Annotated in this window: 9 protein-coding genes; all 9 read right to left on the bottom strand. The window is 52.8% G+C overall.

All coding sequences use genetic code 11. The features are described from left to right. Window positions 1-158: 158 nt before the first annotated feature. The gene (locus ISF27_RS00575; RefSeq protein ID WP_194608153.1) at window positions 159-425 is read right to left on the bottom strand and encodes a hypothetical protein; all 267 of its coding nucleotides are present in this window, start codon (window positions 423-425) and stop codon (window positions 159-161) included. Next, entirely contained in the window at window positions 415-849 is a 435-nt protein-coding gene (locus ISF27_RS00570) for a PIN domain-containing protein (RefSeq protein WP_194608151.1), read from the bottom strand. The genes ISF27_RS00575 and ISF27_RS00570 overlap by 11 nt, the downstream gene beginning before the upstream one ends. After that, window positions 846-1,061: a type II toxin-antitoxin system Phd/YefM family antitoxin gene (locus ISF27_RS00565; protein WP_194608149.1), complete on the bottom strand. Its 216-nt coding sequence runs from the start codon at window positions 1,059-1,061 to the stop codon at window positions 846-848. Before ISF27_RS00565 ends, ISF27_RS00570 begins: the two co-directional genes overlap by 4 nt. A 105-nt stretch (window positions 1,062-1,166) precedes the next feature. Then, window positions 1,167-1,409 (bottom strand): pyruvate formate lyase family protein, encoded by a 243-nt coding sequence (locus tag ISF27_RS00560; RefSeq protein ID WP_194608147.1) that lies wholly within the window; start codon window positions 1,407-1,409, stop codon window positions 1,167-1,169. 309 nt (window positions 1,410-1,718) lie between these two features. Then, a complete protein-coding gene (locus ISF27_RS00555) occupies window positions 1,719-2,105 on the bottom strand; it encodes a DUF5655 domain-containing protein (RefSeq protein ID WP_194608145.1) in 387 nt (128 codons plus the stop codon). Between the two features lie 5 nt (window positions 2,106-2,110). Continuing rightward, a complete protein-coding gene (locus ISF27_RS00550; RefSeq protein ID WP_194608143.1) occupies window positions 2,111-2,710 on the bottom strand; it encodes a hypothetical protein in 600 nt (199 codons plus the stop codon). Window positions 2,711-2,916: 206 nt separating this feature from the next. Next, window positions 2,917-11,361 carry a DUF7601 domain-containing protein gene (locus tag ISF27_RS00545; RefSeq protein WP_194608141.1) on the bottom strand — a complete coding sequence of 2,815 codons (8,445 nt, stop codon included), beginning with the start codon at window positions 11,359-11,361 and terminating at the stop codon, window positions 2,917-2,919. Between the two features lie 869 nt (window positions 11,362-12,230). After that, on the bottom strand, window positions 12,231-12,524 hold the full coding sequence (locus tag ISF27_RS00540; RefSeq protein ID WP_194608139.1) for a hypothetical protein: 294 nt from the start codon (window positions 12,522-12,524) through the stop codon (window positions 12,231-12,233). Then, window positions 12,514-12,810 (bottom strand): TNT domain-containing protein, encoded by a 297-nt coding sequence (locus ISF27_RS13580; RefSeq protein ID WP_207727378.1) that lies wholly within the window; start codon window positions 12,808-12,810, stop codon window positions 12,514-12,516. The genes ISF27_RS00540 and ISF27_RS13580 overlap by 11 nt, the downstream gene beginning before the upstream one ends. Window positions 12,811-12,839: the final 29 nt, after the last annotated feature.

The following is a 12,839-nucleotide window of genomic DNA, read 5'->3' as shown; positions in this document are numbered from 1 at the left end:
ACAGTTCATCGAAATGGACGATGCAGCATGAGCCGCTCACCAGAATTCCGGGTTGGACAGCACCGTTGCCCGCCGGTCAGGTAACTTTGCACTTTGCTAAAATAGGACCTAATGTTGAGCAGACACTATGTACAGAGCGCGCCTGAGCTACGGCAGGTCTACGACATGGATGGCTTCCCCGATGAATTACCAGGTGAAATATCCGCTTTAATCAGGGAATCACCGATGTCGTAACCTCCGGAAAGAAAGATGTGATGATCAATTACAAGAAGACCGGTCTGAAGAAGAAGGTCGCCAGGCAAATGCTGGCCCATCCGCAGATCGCCATCAGCGGCATGGCCGATGACAAATGGATCCGCCTTACCGCCGAGGCCGTGCACGATGAACGCATTGAGGCCCAGCATTCCCGCTTTATTACTCTTCATCGTCTTCTGCTGACACAAACCGTTTCACAAACTCCTCCGGTGTATATACAGGAATGGGTGATTTGCCATAATCCCTGATGTTCCGCGTGACAATACAGTCCGCACCGGAGCGCACTGCTGTTTCGATCATCACCGCATCTTCAAAATCAGAAACATCCGCAGAAATTGCCCTTCGGATGTCCAATGCCGTGGTGTCCGCAATTCCAAACAATGCGCAGAGCTTTGTCAAAACCTCACGAGTCTCTTTGTCGCTGTGCATCTGACGATGCGTCAGATAATAGATATCCGTGACTGCCTTCGCAGTCAGAAAACCGTCAAACCGCCGATTTGCACAGAGCAAAAAAATTGACTGCGCGTCCTTGCAGAATGGTTCGCGGCTTTGCAGAGCATCTACAATGATGCATGTATCAATAACCGCTCTCATATCTGGCTAAGCCTTTCTTCCCTTGCTTCCTCCAGAGTCACATCATCTGGAAGAATGCCAAACAGGGACCTGGCAATGTCTACTCTGTCCTGATAGGGATTGGAAAGCTTTGCGACCACCTTGCCGTTGCGCGTAATGTATATGTCCTCCGTCGCCGCAAGCAGAAGATACTTTCCCAGATTACTTTTCAGTTCCGTTGCTGTAATTGACATACTCTTCATCCTCCTCCCGCGATTTGCTTACCTTTATTCCATTATATCGGATTCGGACAAAATGCGCAACACATTCGCACGATTAATCCGTTTAATCGTACAACTTCATTGCTTGATTGCTTTCTTCCACCATTCTAAGCCTACGCCCTGAGTTCCTCCTCGCTGACGGGAACTTTCCCCTCCCGGGCGCGATAAACCGGTTCCCAGCTTGATGACCTCGGCGATCTTCTTCAGGATGCTGCAGGAATTCTGGGCCAAGCTGAACCGCACGGACAGCGGCGGCTGGTAGAGCTGCACCTCCGCAGTCGCCTCAGGGATCATGTACGAGAGATCGTTGACCGCGTTCATCCCCCGGCTATCGAACCGCCGCCTAGACGATGCCGCTCAGCTCATCCACAGTAAAAAGGACTTTTCCATGTTGGTGATGGGCTGAATGTTGTTGCGGAAAGTGTAGCCGTGGCTCAGGATCGCTCGGATATCCTCCTCCGGAACGCTCACGCAGGCGGACACCCTTGTCAATAGCGATATAAAAAAGTTCTCTGATCCTTGAAGGAATTTCAAAATAATACAGAATACCGCAGCAAATTAAGGGCTGAAAAACGCTGGAAACTGTAACATCACGAGTTTCCAGCGTTTTTTCTTTGTCCGGCCGCAGGGTTATTTCCTCTCCGCAAAATCATATGCCCGTCCGATCCAGTTAAACAGTTCTTCATCCAGCTCCGCTGAGCTGCTGATCACAAAATGTGTTGTCCATCTTCCCGGATATGGCTCAGTGATGACCGCCGGCCGGGAAGATGACAGCGGTGCAGGCATCCCCAGTGTCAGCACAAAATAGGCAGCGGGCAGTTCCGCCTTCTTTTTCACCCGGAGAAAAGATACACAGGCATACATGTGCCGGTTATAGTAGGAGATCTGTGTTTTCGACACCTTGATCCTGGTATCCGGAAATTCCTCAAGAAGCTTGCTCTGGAACATTTCGAACAGTGGATAGATACCATCATGTCCGGCAAAGAAGAATTGAATTTTCTGCATCACCTCATCCACAGCCATTACCTCCAGTCCCAGTGAAAGCCCACGACGACGTCTCCGTGCGGCAGATAGGTGACTGTCGCATGAAACAGATCACTGCCGTATTCCTTCAAGGCCTGCCTGCCCTCCTGCCACTCCTTGTGCTTGAGACGGAAGAGGCGGTATTCCCCCTGCTCATCCGTTCCACCGACCCGATAGAATATGACATCGCATCCATCCTCAGAGAACCTGCACTGCGACAGGTGGGCGGTGCGCGGGTGCAGGAAATACGGCAGATTCCGCTTAAATTCGATGATTCCCTTCACGGAAACCACAGAGCCCACAGTAAACGCCGCAAAAAGAACCAGCATCGCCAGCGCCAGTGGTAAACTCATTTCCCCGTTCCGCGCCATATAAACAGTGAAAGCCGCGGTCAGGATAAGTAAAGGCGCAAGGACAAGCAGCACTCCGCACCACACAATACCTTCCCGTATCGGCTCTATCCTCGAGCTGTGTCCATGAAGATCCGAGACATCAGACAGAAGGAATCCCACCATCATTACGCCCACGCCGACCACTGCGACAAAGGCCACCGGCCCATAGGGCGGAACGGATAAAAGCATACGCAGCATATTGATCATGATCTGACTCCTTAGAAACAATCCCGTTTTTATTGTGACCGATACAGCAGAGGAAAACAATCCTCTCCCTGTAAATTCTGGGTAAATTGCACCTTGTCCGGCGCTCGTCCCGGATTATCTTAAAGTACACGGCAATCCCCGGTTCGAGAGCAGACAAGGGAAGGCCCCGGACAATCCCTGTCCAGTGCCTTCCCTATGTTATCGTCTTACCTTCTCTTATTCTTCTTATATCTGATCAACAGCGCCAGTAACGCCGCCAATGCCGCAAGGCTGACCGTTCCCCACAAGACTGTGTGAGAGTTGTCTCCGGTCGCCGGTCTGCGCATCACCCTCGGGCCGCTTTCTGTACCCTGTTCAGGCGCCGTCCCGGTTTTTTCCGGTTCCCCGGGAACCGTCTCTTCTCCACTGTCCGTCGGCGTTTCATACTTCTCCCCCGGTACATTGACGGTAGAACTGCCATTGCCTCCATTCCCGCCGGAGCTGCGGCTCGGATTGCCTCCACCGCCGCCGGAATGACCGTCGGAATGACCGCCGTCAGGCGAATTCGGCTGAGTCGGCTGGTCGGGATTATGCGGCGTGTCCCCAGGCGTTGCCGGATGATCGTCCCCAGGTGTCGTTGGATGATCATCTCCAGGCATCGTCGGATGATCCGGTGTCGGCTTCTTCTGTCGGTTGACAAATGCCGCCACCGCCTCCGTGGACGCAGTGCCCGAGAGCTCTTCCTGATCTGCAGTGTAGCCGTCCGGAATGTCACATTCCTTCACCAGATACTGTGCGCCGGAGACAATGCCCTGCATCGCTGCTGTCTCCCCCGCACGGAGCTGAAGTTTTCCATCTCCGTCGGTGAACATCGTTGATCCATCCTGCTTCCCGTCAGCGCCATAGAGAACATAGCTTCTGTTGCTGAAAGGCTTGCCGCCGACCAGGATCTGGAAGGTGAATGTCTGCGCCGGGAACACGGTGTTGTCCTCGGCATCCCGCACAGATTTTGTGATCTCCAGGTTGGTGGTTCTGGAGTAGCGGTTTACGAAGGTCTCGGTCTCCGGTATTTCTCCGGGAACTACACTTAAGCCTTCCTCCTTAGCCGGAACCGTCTGCCGGTAATATTTCTTTGCCTCCTCTCTGATCTGATATTGTTCTCCCTGGGTGAGGCCCGTGAAGAGCGCATATTCGCCCGCTTTCAGGGTAAATGTGCCGTCTTCCCCTGTCATACCCTCGGCCTGTTTTTCTCCCTGGGCGTTCAGCAGCTCATACTTCTGACCCGCAGCAGGAGTATCCCCCTGGGTAATCACAAAGGTAAATTCATCCTCCGCCGGGGCAGTCTCTCCCACTGCGCTCACCACCTGCTTCGTCACCGCCAGATAACCGTAGGCATTGACAAATACCGCTTTGGCGCTGCCCTCGTCTGTGGAACCGGCGATTGTCGTCTTCCCCACCGGGTGGAAGCTGCTGTCCTGCGCCAGGATCTCCTCCACCTGATAGTCGGAATTATCCGGAAGATTTTTGAAATACGCGTACTGGTTTCCGGCAATGGTCAATTTTCCTTCGCCGTCCGTGAGCTCTCCGCTCCGGATCAGCGTGCCGTCCTGGTCATAGACCGAGTACTCCCTGCCGGCGTAGGCATTTCCATCCATAGACACCCGGAAGGTAAATTCTTCGTCCGGCGCCGCGTTCGTGCCGTCGGCCTGCATAATCTGCTTGCTGACCCGAAGAGTCTTCCCGTCCGATTTCGGCGTCTCGTCCGACAGATTGACAAATTCTGCCTTGGCGCCTTCCTCGGTCATCACGCCGCTGCGGTCCGCACCCTGTGCCGGCTCAATCTGGGTATATCCGTCCTTCGCCTCCTCCGTCACAGTATACGTGCTTCCTGTGCCGATCCAGTTAAACTTCGCATACTCCCCGGCCTTTAATGTGAACCGGCCAAGGGAATCGGTCTTCCAGGGATAGGTGACATCGATGCCGTCAACCGTCTGAACATCTTTCCGCTCCGCTCCATCCGCACCGACGATCGTGTACTCCTGGTTTGCATAGGGCTGTCCGTTGACCTTGAGGACAAACGAAAACTCCTCATCTGCATCAGCCGCAGCGCCCGGCATCGTCCTTACCGTCTTCTGAACGACGAGGGCCGAAGTACTGCCGTAGACATTTTTAAAGGTGATCGTATCCGCAGCCATCAATGTGCCCGCATTTCCTCTGGTCACCGTCGTCGTCACATCATCGGCATGTTCCTCATGACCCGGTATCCAATTCCCCGTGTCCGGATCCTCATAACCGCCAATCCACTTGCCCTGATTATTAAAGCTGTGGTGAACCACCGTGACCTGTGGGTCGTAATCCGCATAGGGCGTCTCGACCACTTTGTACAGAATATCATCATCATCGGGGTGGCGGTTCCAGTAGCCGTCCGGAGAAACACCGCTCCAGGAATAGTTCCGGTATCCCGTAAATTCCGCGTACTGCCCCGCTTTCAAGGTAAACTGTCCATTGGCATCCGTCTCGTAAGTCCCAAGCTTTGTTCCCTCCGCCGCGTTGTAGAGATCATAGGACGCATTGGGCATTGGGACAAATTGGTAACTGGAATCTGCGTCTTCGTCATACTTGCCGGAGATCTCATCGTAGCTGTACACCCTCGCGTCAGATTTGTAGAGGGTATAGGTAAAGGTCCGGTCTGCATTTCCCCCTTCCGCTTCCTTGTAAACCTTGAATTTGTAAGTGGAATTGATGTTCAAAAAGTCAAACTGATAATGTCCTCCGCCGCTGCCATTGTTCTTGTAGAGGACAAAGCCCTCGGCATCCATTTCCGGTTTCTGGTAGGTTGTCCAGTCCAAAACGGCCACAGCACCGAGTTTTCCCAGGATGGATACCGGACTGGCGTCGACCTCCTCCAGCTTGTAGTCATATCCCGCCGGAATCGTGAGATAAAAATCATTGAGATCGCCAAGATAATGGGTGGAAATGGTGATCAGGCCATCATCGTCGATCTGGAATTCTCCCTCATCAATCTCGGGTGGCTGGACAATCGTATCCGGACCGGTCAGCAGGCTGCCATCCGCGCCCCGGAGAGTAAGCCGGAGCTTTAAAACATAGAGGCCGTCATAGTCCGGGAAATAATCGCTGGCATCCGTCGCCCATCCGGTATTGATCATCTTCCGGATTTCCAGGCTGCCCGCCATCGTCAGCTCATTCGTGAAGGCCGCTGCCTTGGCTGTGCCGTCCATGGTTCCCGTCTCCGCGTTATCCTCCGGAAGAATCTGCCGCCAGTAGAACGGCGCACTGTACTGTTCCCCTGTGTCGTGGTGGTAAAGGGTATCTCCGCTCTGCCAACCGTCAACGGGCGCGTTCTGCCCCCACCGGCTCACTTCCTCCACTTTATAGCTGTCGCCGTCCTGCAAATTGCCGAACATTGCCACCTGCGTGGCATTCAGAGTGAAAACGCCATTGCTGTCCGTCTTCAGTGTCTTCACGTTTCCATCGGTGGAGGACACCTGGAAGGATTGTCTGGCATACGGCTGGCCGTTTACCGTGATCCGGAAGTAATAGGTGTAGCCTCCGGCAGACCATTTTCCAAAGGAGTAGGTCCACTTGGAATCCTCGGCGAGGCCAGGAATACTGGACTGGACGGATTTCGAGACAAAGAGGACATTCTTATTATCCCCGTTGGTAAATGCCGCTTCCGCCTGGTCCGTGCCTCCGGAAATCACGCCGTTCCACGATGCGCCGTCCTTCGGGATCACCTGCGTGTAATTGTCATTTTTCTCTTCCTTTACAGTAACCTTGTCTCCTTCCGACAGATTCTGGAAAACCGCCTTTTCTCCGTTCCGGAGAACCAGCGTGCCATCCTGGCTGTCGGTGGTGAGGGTCTCCGTGCTGCCGTCCGCAAGATATCTCGTATATTCCTGACCGGTATACAGATTTCCATTGACCGTCACCAGGAAGCGGAACTCCGTCGTGCTGTCACTCCCTGTCGTCATCAGGTTCTTGGTTATCGCCAGGGAATGGCGGGTGCTCTTATTTTTCAGCACGACGGTCTTGCCCAGGGAGTAAGTGGGAAGATCGCCGGAGACCGTCGAATCCCCGTCCGGGACAATGCCCTCCGGAAGGCTGCCGGTCTCCTCAGACACTTCATAGGCCGCTCCCTGGGGCAGATAGATAAATCTCGCCCGCTGTTCCAGCGTCAGGGTGAATCGCCCGTCCGCATCGGTCTTTTCCGTTCCGGTCTTTTCCCAGGTCCCGCTGGCGGAAGCGTCCTGGCCATCCCCTTCTTTATAAGTGTACAGTTCATAGACCTGACCGGCCACAGGTTCTCCATTCAGCTTCAGGATAAAGGAATAAGCATAATCTGGCACAGTCACCCCATCGGGAACGGTCAGCTGCTTTCCCACCGTGAGATACTTATAGGTATAAGTATTCGTGATATAGGTCAGCTGCGAAGCTCTGGACGCCGTCCCGGAAATCTGCGGCTGATCACACGTATATGCGCTCCCGTACTCCTTTTCCGTTATGCTGTACTCCGTTCCCGAGGTCACCACGAAAAGGGCCCTCTGCTGCGCGGTGAGCTTGAAGTTCCCATCGCTGTCCGTGGTGTGGACTTCCCCGTCTTTTTCCGGGCTCGTCCGGTAATCCGCCGCCCGGTCGACCAGGTAATACTCTATATCTGCCGCCGGCTGGCCGTTCAGGAGCAGCTGGAACGTGAACTCGTCGGTATCCGCGCTCCCGAAATCCTGCTGGCGGTCGATTCTCTTCTCAAAATAGATTTTTGCTTTATAGTGGTTGGCGAATACCTCTTCCTGGGTTCCCTCATTCGCAAAGGTTCCCGAGCGCAGTTTTCCGCCATCCGCATACCAGTTGTCTCCGCTCAGCTCCTCGACGGTATAGCTCTTCCCTTCCGGAACAGAGGCAAAGACCGCTCTCTCCCCAGCCTGAAGATAGAGAAGGCCATTGGTGTCGGTGGAGTGAACCTTCCCGTCCGGTGTCCCGTTCTGATAAAGCGTATATTCCTTCTGAGAGAATACCTCCCCGTCCACGGTGATCCGGAAGGGGAAGCGGGCATTCACCGGGGCGCCGTCTCCGTCCACGGACCTTTTCTCGACGGCAAAACCTGCCTGCTCCGCCAGTTTTACCTGAACACTGTTGCCGACCACAAGTTTGGTCTCTGACTTTGTTGTCCCGTCCATCAGCGTATAGGAACTGAAGGCCGGGTTATTGTAGGCATACTCTGCATCCGGCTTGGTCTCCGGTGCCTTCATGGTAACCTGAACCTTGATCGTTCCTGAAGGATCAAGCAGATAATCGGTGCCGTCCGTCTTTTTGCTGAGGTCGAAGGCCACCGACCGCACCTCGGACAGATCCTGATCCCAATCCTCTGCCTTGACCCATCCGGCCGCACTAAGATCCATTTCCTGGTCCCGGTCAGCGGAATACCACACAACGGGCGATACTCCGGCAGCCTCGGCGGATTTCACCGATGTGCCGACAAAGGTTCCCTTCCAGTCGGCATCGTCAAAACCGGTCTCCTCATCCGCGCGGTCCTTAATTGCATTTTCCAGATGGTCATAAATGATCAGTCCGCCGGTATCGTAGATGCCGTTCTGCACCGTCAGCTCATAGGTGTAGGTCTTGCCCGTCATCACTGTGGCCGACGAGGCAAACTCCGCGTAGTAGTCTTCATCGGCCCGGACCTTCTTGACAATCCCGGACTTCGCCGAGACAACATCCGTGCCGCTGTTGGACGCCTGGGCGTACTTTACTGTGGCCTGCTCAGAAATTCCGTCATCCTCGGGATCATAGAAATAACTCTGCCCGGAAGTATCCTTGCCGACAGAGAGGGGTACGCCGGTGCCATCGTCCTTGTAAGTGCCGTCGCCTTTCAGGCGGTCCTTGACCGTGTAGGCCATGACATTTACGCCGGCGCTGGCGATATCCCGGTCCTTCCACAGATAATAGGCGCTGAAACTTACACCGTAGCCGCATCCCCAGATATACCCGTTGGGATAGGAATATTCGGTAAAGCTGCTGTCCGATTCGGTTCCTGTGATGATGAACCGGACCATCTGGCGCCCGCTGCCCCGGTAGTTATCCGTCACCTCGTAGGTCACGGATACATTCTTCTTATCCCAGGAACCTGCCGAGTTCTTATACTTGTCCGATGTCAGTCTCCCGACAGTCACCGACTCCGAGGCGTCAAAGGTGACGCCCAGCGGCAGCAGATCGTAGAGGACGACCTGATCCCGATTTTTATCCGGGACGATACCGGCATCCGAGAGTATCGTCTGTACGGAAGGACTGTACAGCTGATAACCATCCCAGCCTGCCAGATTGTAAGTGAGGTTTACCTTGCCTTCGTTTGGATTGTTCTGAGAGTATACCGTTTTGCTGACGCCATTATTTTCCTTTACCTGTGTCAGCGTTACGGTGTCAAAGTCCCGAACGGTCAGACAGCCGTAATTTTCCTGATCATAATCGTCCACGCTGACATCCGTCGACGTGGGCCATCTCCCTCCGCGCTCGGAGCGGTACTGCCCGTCCACCAGAGCCGCCTCCGCACACACATTGCAGATCCGGATCTGCGACACAGAGGAATCCGACGTGTACGAGGTAAAGAGCGGGGAATCCGCCCGAAGAACCGTCGTGGCGTTGATCCGGAACGAGAAGATGCCGGACTGGGTTTTATGTTCGGCCTTGATCCGGTAAATTCCCTCGGAATACCAGCTGTCCGGGATTTGATACTGATTGATATCGCCATAGGCGACCGTGTCCGTCAGCTGCCATTCCCCAGGCTGCGCAGCCGTCATGACATAAATCCGGAACTCTTCCCCGTCGACTGCCGTCTCGCTCTGATCGCCGTAAATATCCACCAGAGATCTTTCTGTATTTCGGAAAGAGATATCCTTGTAGTAATAGTCCTCATAGGACATTAACCGGTACTGATTCCGGTTCGTGTCCGCATACTGCAGATCATCCATCAGGGCATAGGTATAGGAATAGTCCGGGTGGTCAAACCGCTCGTCCGTCCGGTCGCCATCGATGCTGACTGTCCACGAGTACGGCAGCGCCTGGTCGCTGCCCTGATCCATGGAGGCTTTCAGCACATCCAGAAACGCCGGTTCCACCGCAGTGTCCTTTGCCACGCCGGGGTGATTGTAGACTTTGTGGATATGGATGTAGCCCAGATGTGGCTTTCTCTGATACTCCTCCCACACCCAGGATGCCGTGCTGCTGAGAACATGGTCAATCTTGTCATCGGTCCCCGTCATGGTCACGTCGATGGTATTGTGGATGGTGAGATCATCGGGGAAATCCGCCTTAGGGTATGCCGTGACCGAATAAACGTAAAATGTCGAGTTGTATTTCCTCTGTTCACTCTGGACAATCGTATCCCCCGCGGTCACCGGAGATTTCGCGGAAGACTCCGTTTTATAATCCGAGAGGAACTGTGCAAGCACAATGCCGTTGTTGGACGGCGTATCCTTGATCGTCATCGTCCACGGCTGGTCCGCCTGGGACACCACCGCCGTGATCCATACCATGTACCGGTAGTCATCGAAATTCTCCGGCAGGGAAATTCCGCTGCCGATCCATTTCTGGACCTGGTAGGTCTCGAACAGTTCCGGCGGGTAAATCTCCGTGGCGTTTCCGTAAGGGTTCTTCGTGACCTGCATGAGCTGCGTCTGGGTATCCATACTGCCGGTCAGCACATTTCCCAGCTTGTCCTCTGTGCCCTCAATCCCACAGACCGTGATGGACGGCTTAATCTCCCAGGTGGTCCCATCGATGGTCGCCATATCGTCCAGATCATACTTAACCTGCACAATATTGTTCGATCCGGCCGGTATCGCCCGCACATTGGTAAATACGAGAGTCCGCACGCCGTCTATCGTCTCTACGGAGTAATTAAAGTCGTTGTCTTTACTCTCCTTCGGTGCCCTCGGGACGCCCACGCCGGAAGGCGCAACTCCGTTTCCATCCCGGTCATTGTAAAGGTAGTAGGGAAGACAGATCCGGACATCGCCCGCCTGATAATCCTCATCATTGTGAAACTGGAACTGATATTTCACCGTCTGCTTGGATTCAATGCAGTTCCCGATCAGGTCCAGCTGCGTCTTATTCTTGGTCGTCGCCCTGGCCCCTTCGTAGCTGATATAATACTGGGAATACTGCCATGCTGTACCCGAGGCGTCCGGATCAATGGTGTCCACGGTCTCCTCGGCAGACTCTGTGCCGGCGTCTGCGGACGACGCGTCTGCGATGAGCAGGTCATTCTCCAGTGTTTCCGCCGTTTTGGCATTACTGCGCGGAAGATCGCTCTCGCTTGCCTCGGAATCGTTATCTTCAGCTGATGACCCGGCAGAATTGACACTGCTGACGGCAAAATCGCTGAGGCTGACCGCAGCATCGGCATACTCCTCCGCCTCCGTCATGGGATTGCCGGAATTCCCGGTATCTTCCGCAGCCTCTGTCCCGACATCCTCAGCTGCGCCGCTGCCGGAGAGTTCTTCAACCTGCTCCATCTCCGCCGCATCAGGACTTTCCTCGTCCGCCGAATCGTCCTTCTTTGCCTCAGTATTACGTACTTCCGTCTCCTCCGCCGTGCTCCCGGTGATCGTATCCGCCAGCAATCTCATCGTGGTGAAATTGGAGGAGGTCAGAAGCATGGACAGAATCAACAGACTGCATATGATTTTCTTTCCCCAATTTTTCTTTTCCATAACACTACCCCAAAACATCAACTCAAACTGCCAAAATTACGGTAACAAGAGTATTCCCGTTCCTCCCCATCGGGCAGGAGGGTGCTTCAGGCGCCAGAAAATGCAGGTGCTTACCCAATCATAGAAGTCTGGGAATTTCCGCCTGCATATCTTCAGAAACCGTGTCGTCTTCCAAAAAAGCGCAAAAAGCCGGAGGCTTCCCACTGGGGTTCCAGTGAGCAGTCTCCGACTAGGGATCTCGCCAAAACAGGCAATAGAATTCTGGGCACAAAAATAAATCAGACTACGTCTGTCTGTCTGTCTGTCTGTCTGTCTGTCTGTCTGTCTGTCTGTCTGTCTGTCTGTCTGTCTGTCTGTCTGTCTGTCTGTCTGTCTGTCTGTAGAGATTGTGGAATAAGTGAGCATAATGATCAACCCCCAAAATAAACACAGTCTGTGCAGATTACCTGCGTCTATTCAGCCTTCCCTGGAGAGTCCGAAAATTATGCCCTATATTAGAAAAACTCATGCTGGCGGTGCCGAACAGGCGCTTATGGTTATATGTATATAATGATAAGTTTGTTCAAAAGCCGCGAATTTCGTGCTGTCTAAGTTAAAAATGCTGTATTCCCGTAATACAGCTAACATATTTCATTCACAGGTATTAAGATTTTGTAAAGATATTATCGAAGATATCGCTGAAAAAGTCAAGATTAACTTGAATGTTATTTACTGTAAATAATATTATATTTTTAATTATAAAATGATTTATTGTAAGTTTCTGTACAAAAAAGAAAGGCACCGGACAATGCCGATGCCTGCATGTAATGAGTTTATTACGCTACCCTGACAATTTTCTCAAAGAATGCGTCTTTTATTTTTTCTTCCTCCTCGCTGCTTACGCAAAGCCTGTTCAACATATCAAAAAATGCCTCCGTAAGATTTCCATAATGCTTCAGATCATACTGATTATTTCTTTCTCCGGTATATACATTCCAGCCGGCATGATCTTTTTCAAGGCAGCAGGCAGATTCTTTATAGCCGGATAAGCTGTATGCTGAAGCATAAAAATTTTCTTCCAATAACGTTTCCATTGCTGAAAATATGGTCCGGTTAATCTTATCTGTCATAAATGACCTCCTGTAAAAATCCTTCCCTCATTTCCATATTCATATTGCGGAAATGCATGTATTGTACTCCACCGCCTTTTCTTCCAAACATAGCGGCTGATCTGCCTTCTTGCACGCTTAATGGAATTTCCTGCACTGTCAGATGTCCAGAAATCACAATGTATACATGGAATTCTACAGTTTCAATTTTCCATGGCAGGCTCAACTCGTTATACTCGGTTTCATTCTTTGTCGTAAATTTTCCTTCTGGATTTCCAAATCTCCAGAGAAGAGTTCCCTTTGGCAGAGAAACAATTTTTCGATCGCCGATTGTAA

Source organism: Clostridium vitabionis (assembly GCF_015351765.1).
Classification (GTDB): domain Bacteria; phylum Bacillota; class Clostridia; order Lachnospirales; family Lachnospiraceae; genus Clostridium_R; species Clostridium_R vitabionis.
Note: the sequence above shows the minus strand (reverse complement) of the source record. Positions and strands in the feature narration are given on the sequence as shown.